General features: G+C 60.4%; 15 protein-coding genes. All 15 read right to left on the bottom strand.

Features of this window, described 5'->3' with window-relative positions:
- Positions 1 to 142: 142 nt before the first annotated feature.
- Positions 143 to 535, bottom strand: coding sequence for a hypothetical protein (locus Q0263_RS05635; RefSeq protein WP_113934375.1), 393 nt, complete (start codon positions 533 to 535; stop codon positions 143 to 145).
- 22 nt (positions 536 to 557) lie between these two features.
- Positions 558 to 770: a hypothetical protein gene (locus tag Q0263_RS05630; protein WP_113934376.1), complete on the bottom strand. Its 213-nt coding sequence runs from the start codon at positions 768 to 770 to the stop codon at positions 558 to 560.
- Positions 771 to 1,102: 332 nt separating this feature from the next.
- Positions 1,103 to 1,660 carry a hypothetical protein gene (locus Q0263_RS05625; RefSeq protein WP_298014168.1) on the bottom strand — a complete coding sequence of 186 codons (558 nt, stop codon included), beginning with the start codon at positions 1,658 to 1,660 and terminating at the stop codon, positions 1,103 to 1,105.
- A 241-nt stretch (positions 1,661 to 1,901) separates the two neighbouring features.
- Positions 1,902 to 3,641, bottom strand: coding sequence for a DNA cytosine methyltransferase (locus tag Q0263_RS05620; protein WP_113934378.1), 1,740 nt, complete (start codon positions 3,639 to 3,641; stop codon positions 1,902 to 1,904).
- Between the two features lie 523 nt (positions 3,642 to 4,164).
- A complete protein-coding gene (locus Q0263_RS05615) occupies positions 4,165 to 6,177 on the bottom strand; it encodes a DNA topoisomerase III (RefSeq protein ID WP_113934379.1) in 2,013 nt (670 codons plus the stop codon).
- Positions 6,178 to 6,452: 275 nt separating this feature from the next.
- Complete coding sequence (locus Q0263_RS05610) at positions 6,453 to 6,905, bottom strand: single-stranded DNA-binding protein (protein WP_113934380.1); 453 nt, start codon at positions 6,903 to 6,905, stop codon at positions 6,453 to 6,455.
- Between the two features lie 68 nt (positions 6,906 to 6,973).
- On the bottom strand, positions 6,974 to 7,501 hold the full coding sequence (locus tag Q0263_RS05605; protein ID WP_113934381.1) for a DUF3158 family protein: 528 nt from the start codon (positions 7,499 to 7,501) through the stop codon (positions 6,974 to 6,976).
- Entirely contained in the window at positions 7,498 to 8,274 is a 777-nt protein-coding gene (locus Q0263_RS05600; RefSeq protein WP_113934382.1) for a PFL_4669 family integrating conjugative element protein, read from the bottom strand. The genes Q0263_RS05605 and Q0263_RS05600 overlap by 4 nt, the downstream gene beginning before the upstream one ends.
- A 178-nt stretch (positions 8,275 to 8,452) precedes the next feature.
- Positions 8,453 to 9,682 (bottom strand): STY4528 family pathogenicity island replication protein, encoded by a 1,230-nt coding sequence (locus tag Q0263_RS05595; protein WP_113934383.1) that lies wholly within the window; start codon positions 9,680 to 9,682, stop codon positions 8,453 to 8,455.
- 3 nt (positions 9,683 to 9,685) lie between these two features.
- Positions 9,686 to 10,246 (bottom strand): DUF2857 domain-containing protein, encoded by a 561-nt coding sequence (locus Q0263_RS05590; RefSeq protein WP_113934384.1) that lies wholly within the window; start codon positions 10,244 to 10,246, stop codon positions 9,686 to 9,688.
- Between the two features lie 15 nt (positions 10,247 to 10,261).
- Positions 10,262 to 11,905, bottom strand: a complete 1,644-nt coding sequence (locus Q0263_RS05585) for a ParB family protein (RefSeq protein ID WP_113934385.1) — start codon at positions 11,903 to 11,905, stop codon at positions 10,262 to 10,264.
- Positions 11,898 to 12,155 carry a type II toxin-antitoxin system HicA family toxin gene (locus Q0263_RS05580; protein ID WP_113934386.1) on the bottom strand — a complete coding sequence of 86 codons (258 nt, stop codon included), beginning with the start codon at positions 12,153 to 12,155 and terminating at the stop codon, positions 11,898 to 11,900. Before Q0263_RS05580 ends, Q0263_RS05585 begins: the two co-directional genes overlap by 8 nt.
- Entirely contained in the window at positions 12,139 to 13,014 is an 876-nt protein-coding gene (locus Q0263_RS05575) for a ParA family protein (RefSeq protein ID WP_113934387.1), read from the bottom strand. Before Q0263_RS05575 ends, Q0263_RS05580 begins: the two co-directional genes overlap by 17 nt.
- Before the next feature lie 41 nt (positions 13,015 to 13,055).
- Positions 13,056 to 13,268, bottom strand: a complete 213-nt coding sequence (locus Q0263_RS05570; protein WP_113934388.1) for an AlpA family transcriptional regulator — start codon at positions 13,266 to 13,268, stop codon at positions 13,056 to 13,058.
- Between the two features lie 118 nt (positions 13,269 to 13,386).
- Complete coding sequence (locus tag Q0263_RS05565) at positions 13,387 to 14,136, bottom strand: hypothetical protein (protein WP_113934389.1); 750 nt, start codon at positions 14,134 to 14,136, stop codon at positions 13,387 to 13,389.
- Positions 14,137 to 14,787: the final 651 nt, after the last annotated feature.

The following is a 14,787-nucleotide window of genomic DNA, read 5'->3' as shown; positions in this document are numbered from 1 at the left end:
CCTGGCATCCGCAAGAAGAAACCCATCGCCAGCTGGCAATGGGCAGGAAAAAAGAGAGGGAACACGGCCACACACTTGCATGCGAAGACGCATGTCCCTCAGTGAGGCTGAGCAAGACGGCGGCGTTGGTACGCCCAAATGATCACCAACCACAGTAATGCAGCACTAGCTGCGCGATGACTTCGCGGCGCTGCGAATCCAGACCGCTGAAATCAGCAAGTCCGCGAAAGCCGCAGCGCTTGAGCATCGCACCGCCCTTGCGCTCGTTATAGATACTGACCATGGCGGCAAGGAACATGCGCTCCCCGCTGCTGAGTACACCAAGAGCCTTGTCGATCCGCTGCACGTCGGGGCATAGATCCCACTTGCTGCGAGCTAGGTTCGGCCCTTCTGGCGTGCCGTCGCCAAACCACTGCGAACCGGCGATGCGCACACCACGCTTCCAGGCCTCGAAGAAGGCTTGGGGTGCATCTGCGAAGTGGCGCTCTTCCTGGATGATCTGATCGACGGCGTCTTGGGGTAGAGGCTGTGTCATGACAATGTTCCTTGCGATTTGATCAGGGAGTGGCGAGTTGGGACCAACCGCCTCTTTCAAGTGCGCGTCGAGCCGCAGCATAGCTACGAAAATACTCGCGGGACTCTCGCGAAACGGGCCCTTCGGAGTCGCATGTGCCGATGTAGTGGCCGGCGGCGCCGTGCAGGACTTCAAGCGGCAGTTGCTTGCCGCGGCAAATCAGAGCCAACTGGCCATAGGATGGCTTTCTGGACATGGGCGAGACTCCTTGAGAAGGCAGGGCTCCGTCCCTTGCAGGATGGCAACTCCCGCTGATGGTTGAGAAAAAAGCATCGGCGCCATGAAGGCGCGCATCCGCAGACTCGATGCGATGCGGACTGGTGGGCAACGCGGGAGAAACCCGCGGCAGCCTGGAACCCTGGCTGCTGGCATGTGCTGACGAATCAGCGAACATGCGGGCAGCTTCGTGCGCGGACCTCGCCGTGTCAGTTAGAAAACAACATCCGGCCCAACCCCGATTGATAGGCACAGCAAAAAGGAAACCCCGCGTCGAGTGCGGGGCTGTCAGGAGGGTGCATCGGTGCCGGGTCAGTCAGGGTTTTCGCCCAGGACATGCCGCTTCCATAAGGCGAACGCCTCGTCCGACGCCAACTCGGCGAGGATGACAATGGGCTGGGCCTGACGGGCGCGCAGCGAAGCGAAGTACGCTTTACGATCGGCGATGGCCTTGAGCTTGATGCCCTTGATGAACAGCAGTTTGCCGCCCTTGACGAACAACACCTTGTTGCCGATATCGCGGCTGAACGCAGCTCGCAGCTTACGCTGCGCGTGCAGGGCGTCGGCCAACTCATCGACCAGGAAATCGAGCGTTATATTGATGTAATGAGGGTCTTCATCCTCCTGGTCGAGGTCGAGCAGCGCAGGCGGCAGGCCCTTGGCGAAGGCCTCAGCCTTCGCCAGCAGCGCCTGCTTACCACTGAGCGCATAGAGGAACGTCGAGCCACCGCGCCCATCATTGTGGGCCTCGGCGATGGAGGCGCCGTCGAACAGGACGGTGGCGGTGAAGCACAGCGTTTCCTCGCTGGCGAAGTCGGCCACCTTGAGGTTTTTCAGCGTGATGCGGTCTTGCTTGGTGATGTTTTCCATGGAAAGTCCTGAGATCGACCGGGTGATGACGCGCCCCTGACGGGACGAGGCTTCATCCCGTAGGTTGGAGAAGGGAGGCATCAATGCCCTGGTGGGCAGCGTTCGCCGTAAGATGCCGAGACGAACTGGCGGGTGGCGCAGGCAAAGCCCACGGCAGCCTCTACACCCTGGCTGCGGGCTACTGCCGAACTATCGGCAATGCAGAGAGGAGAATGGCGCGGTCCACGGGCTGCGTCGTCGATCAATCCGAAGCGCTCAAGCCCGTTTTTTGCAGGCACCGAACCAGTCGCTGACCTAGCCATGCCACGCATGGGACGGCCATGGAGTTGCCGATCGCCTTGTAGCGTGGAGCGTCTGCGGCGGGTTTGCCGCGGTACGGGATCAGCGTGTAGTTGTCGGGCATGCCTTGCAGCCGCTCACACTCAACAGGCATCAGACGGCGCACCCGCCACTGCCGCCACAGCCAGTCCGCCGCGGCGAGTGCATCCCAGTCATAGCGGAAATGCGCCTCGGGGTCTGGGGCCAATACATGTGGCTTATCCGCGCCACCGCTGCTGGCGCGCAGCGCAGCCGCGACACCGCCGCCCAGTTCAGCGGCAAGACCATGCTGCCGTCCCCGCAAGGCTACACAGGCCACCATCGGCACCCCATAGCCCGGCTTGCCGCTGGACAGGACGGTACAAGCTACCTGACCGTGGCCCGACTCGAAACGCACTTCACCACGGTTGTTCTGCGCGAAGGCAATGGCGGGAACCACGCCGACACGCTGACGCGGCGCTTGGCTCAGCACCATAGGCTGGCCTTGACCCGGCTTGCCTCCCCCCGTGGAAAGTGCTCCCACAAGCTGACCGTGGCCCGACTCAAAGCGCAACTCGCCATGGGAATTCTCCGCAAAAGCGATGGCGGGCATCCCACACGCGCGCGGGGTCGGCGCCCGGGCCATCGTTGCATCCGAGCCGCACCCCTGGGCGGCAAAGGCGATGGTCGGCACCCCCTTGCCCGTACCATTCTCGCTGCTGCCCTTGTCGCCGTTCGCGGTGCTGAACATATGGGTGATGGCGCCAGCGATCGACTGCACGAGGAACGTCTCGACCCCGAAGTCACTTTTAGGGCCGGGTGCTGCAGTCAGGCAGGCGGCCACATCGATCGGCCCAGCTGTGTTGCCACCACCGAACCCGGCCGTGGTGGTGATGCTGCTGTAGTGGGGGTTCAGTCCGGCATATTCGCCTGCTGGCACAAGACCACGCCCAGCAGCAAGGGGAGTTTCTTGCCACGGCGAGCAGCCCGCACGAGAATCCCCGAGCAGGCCCGCGCGCTCAAAAAGTACTTCTGCGGGATCGAGGTCATCTCCACCACTTGCCACAAGAAACACGCGTTTACGGCGTTGGGCGACGCCGAAATATTGAGCGTCGAGCACGCGCCAGGCGATGCGGCGGCGGGGTCCAGACACACAACCAGCGTGCGCCCATTTTTCCCCTGGCGGCTGGAGCGCACGGCTTTCTCCGGCCAGCGCCCCCAGGAAATACCCGAAGGCATTGCTGCGGTCGTTGAGGACGCCGGGAACGTTTTCCCAGACGAGTGTGGCCGACGGGAGGCAGCCTTGGCGGCGTGTTTGATCGATGGCATTGGCAAGCTCCACATAGGCAAGGGTCAAGGCACCGCGCGGATCATTCAGCCCGCGCCGCGCACCAGCAACACTGAACGACTGACAAGGCGTGCCACCAACCAAAATATCGGGGGCCGGCACGGTGCCAGCGCGCACCAGCTGCACAATCTCGGTCATGTTGCCCAAGTTGGGCACATGAGGGTAATGGTGGGCAAGCACGGCGCTCGGGAACGGCTCGATCTCGGCGAACCAGGCGGCTTCAAGGCCGAAGGGTTGCCAGGCGAGGCTCACGGCCTCAATGCCGCTGCACACGCTACCGTACAGCAACGGCTTGACCTGGGATACAGCACGAAGGGTGCAAGGTTGCGGATTCATATTGGGTCTCCTGTTTGTGTGGCCCTGGATTCTTGGTCGAATCAGGACGTTGATGGGCAGGAGAAAGGCGCCGAAGGCCAGGTGGCCATCGGCTCGGGAGGAAAGAGAGACCACCCGTGGGCTGACTGGCAGGCCCGGTTGTCGCTAGACCCGTCTGCTTATCAGCAATCACACCCGGCCCGTATCGTGGCTGAGGCCGGAATCGTCTGGCACAAATCCTTGCACAAACGGAGCCCGTTTTTACGCCGGCGGGCACCGGCATCGAATACCGCTGACCGCGAAGGGTCTCCCGATGGCTCGCCTGTGAGCGCCAGCCATCGGGAGACCCTTCGCACAAGCGGAAGAAACGCAGATCAGCAGAATACAGTTCTCGGAATAACGACCTTCATGTCCCTCCGTCGCAAGACGATCGGGTAGGACACGCGCACGATAGAGAAGGTGTCATACGCTGGGCATCCCGCAGGGTGTGCGGGATACAGGCCACGCCGCCAGTAGACGGCTGCGGCCACGGGGGATGGGGGGATCAGGAGCCCTTTCGGTTAATGCGGCGCGCACGCGTGACACGCTGCTTGGACGCGCCGGATTCGACCGGCAGCGTGCCTTTGCAGTCGGGGTAGCGACTGCACGACCAGAACGGGCCGCTCTTGCCAGTGCGCTGGCGAGTGGCCGCCCCGCAATACGGACACGCCGGGCCTTGGGTAGCCTTGATGGACAGGGACGCGTTGCCGTATTGCTCAATCAACTGCGAAATCCACGCTGCCTGTTTTGCGATGAATACGTCCAGCGTGAGCTGACCGGATTCAATCATGTCGAGCGCCTGTTCCCAGATGGCGGTCATGCCCGGGTCAGCGATCGCAGCGGGCACGGCGTCGATCAGAGTGAAGGCCGCATCCGATGCTCGGATGGCGCGCCCCTTCTTCACGATATAACCGCGTGCGATCAGGCCGCTAATAATGTTGGCTCGCGTCGCCTCGGTGCCGATGCCGACCGTATCCTTGAGCTTCTGCTTCAGGCGCGGGTCTGTCACGAGCTTGGCGACCCCCTTCATGGATTTGACCAGTTCGCCCTGCGTGTACGGTCTTGGCGGCAACGTCTTGAGCGCCTTCAGATCGACTGCAGCCACTTGGCACGCCAAGCCCTCGCGCAACGCGGGAAGCACTTGACTGCGCATCGCGGCATCGCCGTCCTCGTCAGGCTGAGGTTCCTCGAGCACCAGGCGCCAACCCTTGGCGACAACCTGCTTGCCCGTCGCCGCCAGCATCTGCTGGCCACAAGCGAACTGTGCTATGGTGCGATCGAACTCGTGATGAGGGAGGAACTGAGCCAAGTAGTGCGCCCGGACCAGCCTGTACACCGCAAGTTCCTTCTCGCTCATGGCCGAGAGGTTCACCGGTTCGAGCGTCGGAATAATGCCGTGGTGCGCCGTGACCTTACTGTCATTCCAGGCACGCGAGTGCTGGGAGCGGTCGAGCTGGTCCATGATCGGGCGCAGCGAGGGATCGGTCTTCATCAGGCTGTCGAGAACCGTGGGTGCCTCGACGAACATGCTTTCGGGCAAATAGCCGGAATCCGAACGCGGGTACGTCGTAGCCTTGTGTGCTTCGTACAGGGCCTGGGCGACCTCCAGGGTTTCCTGAACGTCCAGTCCAAGCTGTTTGGAACAAATTTCCTGCAAGGTACCCAGGTCGAACGGCAGCGGCGGACCTTCGCGCACGCGCTCAGTCTCCACCGACTCCACCTGAGCATTGCCCGCAGTTCGAATCTGCTGTGCGGCTTGCCACGCAGTAGGTTGCTGCAGGCAACGTCCGACGCCATCGGTGCAGCCATCGGGGGCAACCCACTGCGCGATGAACGCCTGACTGCCTGCGGACAAGGATATGTCGATGGCCCAGTAGGGCACCGATTTGAAAGCTTCAATCTCGCGGTCGCGATCCACGACAAGCCTAAGTGTCGGCGTCTGGACGCGCCCGACGGACAGCACGCCGTTATAACCCACCCGTCTTCCGAGTACGGTAAATAGGCGGCTGAGGTTCATACCGACGAGCCAGTCGGCTCGCGAGCGCGCCAGAGCCGAGTAGTACATCGGCAGCGTCTCGGCCGAGGGCCGCAGTTTTCCGAGCGCCGTGCGGATCGACGCATCATTGAGCGCCGACAGCCAGAGCCGCTCTATGGGGCCGCGGTAGCCGCACAGGTCGATGATCTCGCGGGCGATCAGCTCACCTTCGCGATCCGCATCGGTGGCGATGACGAGATGGGTCGCTTTCGCCAAAAGCCCTTTGACGACCTTGAACTGCGTGGCGGTCTTCGGTTTGACCTCGACCCGCCATTGCTGGGGAATGATGGGCAACTGCTCCAGCGACCAGCGCTTGAGCGCCGCGTCATAGACCTCTGGGGCTGCCACTTCTACGAGATGGCCGATGCACCAGGTGACGGTGACACCGGAGCCGCTGAGATAGCCTTCACCGCGCTGGGTCGCGCCGAGAATCCGGCCAATGTCCTTGCCCTGGGAGGGCTTCTCGCACAAGAACAGCCGCATGTCCGTCCATCCGATTTCCGTGGGTCATTGGGTTGCTGGCATTGAGGATGACAAACACCACCAGAGGCAGCAGCAAACAAGTCGCATGAGATGGCGACCACTTTCACGGGATGGCACAGCTGAAGCAGGAATGGCGTACGGCCAGGGACGTGTGGGCCAGGAGCCGCGATTTTCGGGAGCGGTTGGAGGCTGGTGGATGTTGATGGAGCTATCCCCAGGGGATAGCCCCCGGCACACATAGGGCGGTGATGAACCGCAGCCATCCCCCTGCCAGTTCACTTCTTGCGCGCTGGCTCCTTCGGTGCGGTCGGTTCCTGGGCGGCCTGGGACTTTGGTTGCGCTTCCTGCACGGTCTCCTGCTGCCTGGGGCCGAGGGCCACGGACTCAATGCGAAACGGCAAGATCCCGGCACTATGCGCATTGACCTTCCAGGTCTCGCGCGGCCGATCTTCATTGTCCGTCCAGGGTTCGCGCTCCATGCGGCCGACGACCAGCACGCGCATGCCTTTCTGGTACAAGTCCTTCCAGTGCGCGGCATCGCGGTGCCAGATTTCAACCGGCGCCCAGAAGCCACCGCGGTCCTCAAAGCCGCCATCCTTCTTGGGGATGGGGTTATCGAAGTAGACGTTCAGGCGCAGAAGACGGCTGGGTTCGTCGTTGTCGTTGGGAAACTCCCGGTACTCGGGGGGCGAGCCGATGTTGCCCTCGCCAGAAAAATGCGTGCTCATATTGCAGTCTCCGTGTGGTTGAAATACCCGTGCCTGGCTAGCGGCGGGTGTCAAGGTGCCCGACGCGATCACCGATCGCGCACTGCAGGCGGGATGAACTTGAGCCGGCGCAGGTAGGCGTCTTCCGCTGCGGCGGCCTTGCTGGCGCACCCCCTGGCCTGCCTGCCCAAGGTGTGCAACAAGCTGATCTGCATGTTCAGCGTGATGCGCTGAAGCTCGATGGCGTGTAGATCGGCCAGCAGGTTGACCGGTGTGCCGGTGTTCGCGATCAGCTCCTGCCACAGAGCCACACCCATGGCTGACCTGTCGTGCTTGCGCCAGCGCAAAAACGCCGTGCCTGCGCCAGTGGTCTGCTGGGCCAGCTCGATGGGCAGCAGGTGGAAGGGATACCCGACCGCCTGTTGCAGCACCTGTCGCTGCGCCACGTCAATCAACTCGTCACGCAGGGCGAAGCACTGGCTGGCCCAATCCTCCAGATCCCCCTTACCTTTAAAAGGTTTCAAAAGGCCCTTTTGAGAGCCTGCGTGTTCCAGCTTCATGAAGGCTGTCTGTTGCAGCGGGCGGAAGTAGCGTGTGTCACGATTCGGGTCACTCATGCCTGCTCACCCTCGCTGGAAGTTGCTTCAGGGGCCTCAATGGTGGCGGCCTCGTCGCTGGGGTCGGCTGCGGCAGAACCGTCACTGCGCGGCTGCAGGCCACGACGCACGATGGGCGGCGCAAACTTCGAGCGGCGTGTACCTTCCAGCACGTCCTGCGGCAACTCACCAAACTTCTCCAGCGCCGCGCGTGATACAGCATTCTTCGCAGCAAAGTCGTCGCGGGTGCAGCCCGAGTAGCGATACTGCTGGGCCAGGCTGAAAAGACTGCGCAACGCATGGGCACCTTCATTGAGCCAGCGCTCCAGCGTGCTGCGATCGATGAGCGCGGTGTGGTGGGCGAGGATCAGCTTGCGGGCGATGTCGTCGTAGTCTGCCAGCAGATATACAGCGGCAAAACCAAGCTGGGCATTGACGAACAGCGGCAGCTTGACGGGTTGCACGTTCAGGTTTTCGCCCAGACTGAGTGCGGCGGGCACACCAGACAGTGCCTGATCCACCTGTTCGCGCAGCGATTGCAGCGTGGCCTTGGTTTGATCGAGCTTCTCCTCAATGCGCAGCATCCACCAGTCCGAGTACGGATCGTCTTGCTCCGAGCCGCGCTTCATTTTGTTCATCACTGCGATGTAGCCATTCAGGCCGACGATGCCTGGCCGCCCCTCGGCAGCAGCGCGGCCATGCCAGATACGGGAAGCATGGTGCGTGTGAAGTGTCAGTGATATTGAGCTGCGCAAGGAGCCGAGATTCAGTTGCAGCGGTTCGTTGGTTGCCATGACGGTCGCCCTTTGTTGGAAGATGAGCAGCCAGCTTCCGCAGGAAGCGGAAGGCAGTCAGTCAACAAACCGAATCTGCTAAAGCCCAGGTTCAATGCCCCTTGCGCTCACTATCCCCAGGGGATAGCTCCGCTGAAGGCCAGAGATGTCTGCTCCATGGCCTCGCGCTCCAACGTGGTCAGGCCTTTCGTAACAGATCGCGCAAGCGCTCAATGTGCTGCCTGGCAATTTCGGATGTCACAGGCCTGCCTCGTGGCCGAGCCGATGGTGCTGGAGGTTTCTGATCGGTGAACGCTACCGACGCGGGTGTGTCTGCTTGCCGAGCCCATGCATTGAACTCTCCGCGAATGGCGCGCTGAATGATTCCGAATAGGTAGGCCGCCGGATTACGGATGCCGCGCTTGCCGCAACGTGCTGCCCACTCATCCAGCACGGCTTGACGCAGAGCGCCATCCACTTGCTGCAACGCCATCCTGACGCCTGCCTGTTGTTCCGCCTTCAGTTCGGCAAAGCGATCAGGCCAATGCAATTCGCTCAACCTGCACGCTTGCACGGTAGTATGTACTTCATTAATACGGCTACTATGTACAGTACTGTCGTTCTTCGGATTCCGAAGAGCGGCGTCCGGCGCGGGTTTCGGCCCTGCTTCGGATTCCGAAGAGAGGTGTCCGCAATTCCGAAGAAGGCCCCTCGCGCCTTCTTCAGAATTGCGGTTGGTGTTCTCCTGTGGATAACTATCAGTAGCCGCAACGCCTTGGCTGGCGAGGCGCTCAGCCAGAACCTGCAATCGTGACGGCAGTGTGCGGCCAGACAGCAACGGGTCTTCCACGATCTCCTTGAGCGTGTTCAAGCCGACCACCTGAACCGCTTTGGCCGAATGACCGAGAGACTGGCTGACTAGCGCCAGGTAGTCGGCATCAAGCTGCATGGCCTCGAACGGCGTCAGAGGTTCATCGTGCAGGACGTACAGGTTGCCAAGGATACGGCCAGTATCGAGGTCACGCCGCCGTCGTACCAAGCTCAACCATCGGGTGAGCCGCAGCAATGTCAATGCCCGAGCTACGGTCTCGTGAGAGGCTTGGCCGGAGCAAGGCATTGATGCCAACCAGGGCCGCAACTGCTCATAAGTGGGGAACGCAGTCACACCATCGTCGTTGAGCATCAACCGGAACACTTGCCAGGCATTGCGCTCCAGCGGAGTCAGGCGGCGATCGAGGAACAGCCGCCGCGGCACAATGTCATGCCGGTTGCCGCTGAACAGCATGCCATCGGCAGACGTAGGGAACGCGGATGTGGGCACCGACGCACCGGTGCCGGGCTCGGGCACAAGATCCTTCACCGCAGCATTGAGCAGATCAGTGAGGGCGGCAGGGCCTCGACATTGCGGTGACGTCCTCCCCTCGACCATCGCCTATCCCAGCCCTTGATCGACCCACGCCTTGACCGCAGTCCAAACCACCGACAGCGGCAGTGACATCCCTTCGGAAAGATCCATCGTGACTTCGAGAATCGAGGCTTCGTCCCTCAGATCTACGTCCCTGCCATCGGTGAGTGCCTTCCATTGCTGCCACAGCTCCGTATCCTGCTGCTCGTCCAGCACGGGGTGACGACCTTTGCGTTTGGGCAGGCCGAGGATGTCGCGCCGCAGGGCAACTTCCTGATGTGTAAGGCCATAGAAACGACTGACCATTTCCGTACTGGCGCCCAAGCGTAGCATCCGATCGACCGTGGCGATTTCCTTCTCCACGTCCTGTGCCTGCTTGAGCAGCCGCCGAAGCACCTCACGGTTGACCGTCACCGAGCACCATGAGACGTTGGCGTTGGCCAGGACACTGATGAGCGCGGGATGCTTGAGAGCGTCTAGCTCTTCCTCGCCAAACCCCATCAATTTGCAACGGCGCAATTGTCCGTTTCGCAGGTCATAGAGAGCCTGAGCGATGACGGCCTGGTTGAGAGGATGCGGTGTGGACATGCCAGTCTTCTCCGCTCACGTTCCAGAGCCCGCAGGCCCAGCTTCCAAGTCTAGCAAACGCCGGGCCAATCGCAGCAATCGGAACAGCTTGACCAGCGCAGCATCGCTCAGTCGCAGGGTTGCGTCGCCCTGACCGTGCAACAGCACCGGCAGGTCGTTGACGACTTGTCCGTTGTCCAGGCTGATGTCTGCAAGTTGCTGGCCGGCCAGGCAAGCCAGCAATGCGAGGACGGCGCGGCCCAGCGGGGCCAAGGCCTGGGTACGGGTATGGCATTCGAAACCGATGCCGTCTGGGCGGTCATTGATGCACTCACCCAGGCCCGCCTCGTTCGCGATCTCGTGGGCGAACTGCGCGATGTGAATGCGCAGGCGCTCGGGCGTATCCAGGCCAGGATCGATGTACCAGACATCGGAGATCGGATAGAGGCCGCCGGCCTGCACTGGAATGGACTGTAAGACACTCGCCGAGAAGTCAGGCGGCAAAGCATTGCCCAACTGGTCGGCAAGCATGCGTTGGATGGACTGTAGCCGCTCAGTCGTCGGTGCTGGCGAGACGATGTGCTCCTGAAGCAGGTTGTCCGCCATTACCGCAGCTTCGGCATTTTCATCGCTCTCGTGCATCGGAGGGGCGTCGGCGAACCCACCGACAGGTGGCGCCGGCGGTGCAGCCTTTGCAGCGTAGGGTACGGTTCGATCAAGTGGGCGTGGAATGTCCCCAGGTTTAGGCAATACGGGCGGTGATGATGGCGGCGTTGGGTCGCTGACCAAAGCGCGCTGGCGGCTTTCGGATTCTGTCAGGTCCAGGGCCAGCACATCGTAATCTATACCCAGCAGATCAGCCATCTGTCCGATCAGCTCATCTTGTACCCGTGGTGACGAGAACTCATCGCCCTGGGTATCGAACTGCGACAGCACTTCCTGGAAGAAGTCGTCAAAGCCCTGCACCAGAGGACGATCCTTGACATAGCGATCCCAGGTACGCTCACAGGCTTTACGCATGACCGACAGCCGCTCGACCTGGTGGCGGCCCAGCCCGGCATAAAGGACAGTCGGGATCGCAGGTAAAAGATAGCGCACCGCGTCAGCCATCCGACTGATATGCGACTGTTGCACGGGGTAGCCATCGGCAGCAAGGCGCCGGGCCAATTCGGATTGGCTCAGCTTGCAGCCGCTTTCCAGTTCGTAAAACTCACGCGCCTTCTCGACCCCCAGGGCACGCTCGATGAAGGTGAGACCTCCACGCAGTTCGTTTTCCGCGAGGTGCCCAGTCAACGCAACGATCTCGCCACGCTCAGGCCATGGACGAAACAGACATGATATGCGGAAATAGCGCTCGTCCTTAGTCGCCGACCACAGTTCGCGCAAAATCGCCAGCCGCGTATTGCCCCCGTTGCGGATGATATAGTGATCATCACCCGGGCGCCGCGTGATGGCTGGCGCCGCGTCAAGACCACGCTCACGGATTGAGGCCTTGATGTCCTCATAGGCCGGATTGCGCTTCTTCCTCGGATCGTGGTCATAGGGGCGTAATTGATCCAGGGTAACGACCATGGGCGTATCGGCAATGGGGTCACTCAAGGCCAAGGCTGGCGGGCCACCGCGCTCGAACCCTGCTGCGAGTAGCTTGCCAGCCATCTCCTGGGAGGTCATGTCAGCCATGATCGCCCCCACGATCGTTGGCGTGCGAGGAACCTGGTCCTCGCACGGCGTGGCGAATCTGTGCCTTCGCGTTGAGCGCCGCTCGGTGGTCACTTGCTGTCGAGCTGGTGTAGATTGAGGCGAAGCCGGGCCTGGTGAACTTGAGGTGTCCGCCGGGGGTACGTTTGACGTGCCAGCCCTCGCTCAAGGCGAACTCGATCAGAACTCTCAATCGCTTGTGGCCTCGGGCCAGTTCATGAACGTTCGCCATGGCGCCCCCCTGTATCAGCGGAGCGCGGCTGGCGACCGACCACCTGCGCAAATCGATCATGCCACTGTGGGAGCAATTCGGCGGCCAGCGCGCGCATGGTATCGAGCGCGGCTGGCGCAACTCTGCCCGGCGGCTGTCGGTACTCGACCCGATGCACCGGCAGGCCACGCGTTGCAGCGCGTGGGTAGGCTTCGATAGCCGGTACATCGGTGTCCAACACACGAACGCCTGTGTGATCCTGGAACAGATCACGCAGAGCCCGTTGAATCAATCGCGCATTGGCGGACACCGGGTGAACACGGTTGATGAGCAGGTGCAATGACGGAGGCTCAATCCCGAGATGACGATACGGTGCAATATCCTCCAACAACTGCATCGTGCCGCGTCGCAGTTCGCGGGCGGCAAGGATTTCGGGAGTCACAGGCGACAGCGCGAGGTTGGAGGCGAGCACCGCCATCTCCAGCAACACCGAGCGCGCGCCCTGAGTGTCGATCAGCACCAAGTCATAGAGCGGCGCCAGCACTGGCAGTAAGTGTCTTAGCCGCAGACGCCCGTCGGGTGCATGCAGCAGCAAGGTGTTCAACTCACTTCGGAGGTCATTGGACAGTACAAGATCGAGGCCTGGGATGATCGTGTGGGACACAAGCTGGCCAAGATCGTGCTCGTTGAAAGCCAGCAGTTCATAGATGCCGCCAGGAGCACGGCGGCCCAGCTCATAATAGGAGGACAAGGTAGGCTGCACATCGAGATCGAGCAGCAGTACGCGCAGACCCGCGTCCGCAGCGAGTCCGCCCAGATTGGCTGCGGTGGTAGTCTTGCCAACACCGCCTTTCGTTGAAATGATAGATACGACCTGCATGGCGTCTCCTTTCGAGGATGAAAAATCCGTAGGAGAACGGGTCAGGCCCGATTGTTGACGCGCTCAGCGATCCACTGGTCGATCTCGATGGAGTCCCAGCCGACAGCGCGCACGCCCAAGCGCAGTGCCTGTGGAAATTGGCGCTTCTTCATCAGGTTGTAGATGTGGGCGCGCTTGAAGCCGGACTTTGCCTCAACTTCTTCGAGGCGAAGGATACGACGCTCATTCGCTGGCAGTATCGGGGTTTGCGACATGACAGTCACTCCTGAACGCTCAGTGGCGTTTGTTGGCGTGACCTCTATTCAATAGACACTGCCGCAGAAAATCATTGCAAATGCAATATCCGCGACTGCACATACAAGCTGGCCGACTTCAAAGGGAGACGTTATGCAGTCGGCGCCTTGCCGTTGCGAATTTGCCGTTCAACGTCCTTTCCGTGATGCCCATGACGCCATCGTGATGTGCCACCAATGCACTTACGATAGCTTCTTGGGTCTTGAAGTTTGAGTACGGCATGCCAGACGGTGATTGTCCTAGCATCAATGCCAACATGCTGCCAATGATGTGCAAATAGGTAGCTTCAGCTCGATCACTAATGGCACCCTGCTCGGACGATAGCAATGCCGCGGACTTCTCAAGCAAGGATTTATATTTTTCCTGCAATTCGAGAAAATCACGTTGATTCTGCCCCAACGCGGCCCTCAAAGCCAAGCGCTCGGTCAATATCGCTTGAACCGTATCTACAGTGATAAAGGGATGCGTCATGCGTTCACCACGGCTAAAGAGAAAACCGGGCCGGTGCTCTGGATAGTAAGTTCGCATCCAACGTTTCAGATTAATGTGACGGATAGTCAATTCTGGAGAAGTGAGCAGAGCATCGTCGTTGAGTGTAATTCCATTCTTACCAAACGGCAGCTCACTATTGACGATGCCATCATAGATGCGTTCCGCATATAGACGACATTCACCCCAACGAGGGCAATCCATTGACCGAGGTAGACACTGAAGTGATCTGACTGATTTCATAATCAGCGATTCATACCGTAATAACCCCGCCCAGCGAACGGCTGCCTCAAGAGGATGATAAAACACCTTCGATCGCGGGGGACCCTCGTTATGCATGTCCCTTCTCCCCACGGAAGCGTCACCCCATTGACGGTTCCGTTGCCAACCAAAGGCTATTCTCTCCCCCCGACTAGAGCGACAGAGACGGGAAGAAACGGACATGCAAGATTATTAGCATCCGCAACATCTAGCCTTCGTTCGTTCAATATGCAAAAATTAACATTTGCCAGTAATCGAGCAAAGACAGAAAATTAGCTCAGCATTAGCGCTCATGCCATCAGCGTCGCAATCGGAGCCGTTCTAATCAAGACCAAACGTGTATAGTCTGATATCTGCATGGCATAACCAAGAGTCCTAAGGACTCAACTTGTGTGTGGTGAATTCGCTGCACCATAGTGGGGCATCCTACGACGGTAATACCTGATCGGTATCCTGATAGACCTAAATAGCATCTAAAAGCGTGGCGCCCAGAACCATTGAAAGAGCACGCAACCTCTGCGAACTGCAGCTGACACCCACATCACTACAACGCTAAAATGCGCCGTAACTTATTGAAACTCCCCTCGTTCGAGCATGGATGGAGACTCAGAAGATGCGCTTGGACATGCCTGGACATCGATGGAACGGCTCCATTGCCGACGTCGATAAACAAGGCTAAAATCAAGTCACCATCTGCTTATACAGATGGAAAAAGCGTTTATGAAACAG

The sequence above is a fragment of the uncultured Castellaniella sp. genome, assembly GCF_937988725.1.
In the GTDB taxonomy this organism is placed as follows: Bacteria; Pseudomonadota; Gammaproteobacteria; order Burkholderiales; family Burkholderiaceae_B; genus Castellaniella.
This window is presented reverse-complemented; position numbering and strand designations above follow the sequence as displayed.

What these genes read in the sequence shown, in the direction of transcription:
- Q0263_RS05575 (WP_113934387.1), bottom strand. Translation starts at nt 13,014, where the DNA reads ATGCAGGTCGTATCTATCATTTCAACGAAAGGCGGTGTTGGCAAGACT.
- Q0263_RS05610 (WP_113934380.1), bottom strand. Translation starts at nt 6,905, where the DNA reads ATGAGCACGCATTTTTCTGGCGAGGGCAACATCGGCTCGCCCCCCGAG.
- Q0263_RS05600 (WP_113934382.1), bottom strand. Translation starts at nt 8,274, where the DNA reads ATGGCAACCAACGAACCGCTGCAACTGAATCTCGGCTCCTTGCGCAGC.
- Q0263_RS05630 (WP_113934376.1), bottom strand. Translation starts at nt 770, where the DNA reads ATGTCCAGAAAGCCATCCTATGGCCAGTTGGCTCTGATTTGCCGCGGC.
- Q0263_RS05635 (WP_113934375.1), bottom strand. Translation starts at nt 535, where the DNA reads ATGACACAGCCTCTACCCCAAGACGCCGTCGATCAGATCATCCAGGAA.
- Q0263_RS05605 (WP_113934381.1), bottom strand. Translation starts at nt 7,501, where the DNA reads ATGAGTGACCCGAATCGTGACACACGCTACTTCCGCCCGCTGCAACAG.
- Q0263_RS05590 (WP_113934384.1), bottom strand. Translation starts at nt 10,246, where the DNA reads ATGTCCACACCGCATCCTCTCAACCAGGCCGTCATCGCTCAGGCTCTC.
- Q0263_RS05625 (WP_298014168.1), bottom strand. Translation starts at nt 1,660, where the DNA reads ATGGAAAACATCACCAAGCAAGACCGCATCACGCTGAAAAACCTCAAG.
- Q0263_RS05615 (WP_113934379.1), bottom strand. Translation starts at nt 6,177, where the DNA reads ATGCGGCTGTTCTTGTGCGAGAAGCCCTCCCAGGGCAAGGACATTGGC.
- Q0263_RS05620 (WP_113934378.1), bottom strand. Translation starts at nt 3,641, where the DNA reads ATGAATCCGCAACCTTGCACCCTTCGTGCTGTATCCCAGGTCAAGCCG.
- Q0263_RS05585 (WP_113934385.1), bottom strand. Translation starts at nt 11,905, where the DNA reads ATGGCTGACATGACCTCCCAGGAGATGGCTGGCAAGCTACTCGCAGCA.
- Q0263_RS05570 (WP_113934388.1), bottom strand. Translation starts at nt 13,268, where the DNA reads ATGTCGCAAACCCCGATACTGCCAGCGAATGAGCGTCGTATCCTTCGC.
- Q0263_RS05595 (WP_113934383.1), bottom strand. Translation starts at nt 9,682, where the DNA reads ATGGTCGAGGGGAGGACGTCACCGCAATGTCGAGGCCCTGCCGCCCTC.
- Q0263_RS05565 (WP_113934389.1), bottom strand. Translation starts at nt 14,136, where the DNA reads ATGCATAACGAGGGTCCCCCGCGATCGAAGGTGTTTTATCATCCTCTT.
- Q0263_RS05580 (WP_113934386.1), bottom strand. Translation starts at nt 12,155, where the DNA reads ATGGCGAACGTTCATGAACTGGCCCGAGGCCACAAGCGATTGAGAGTT.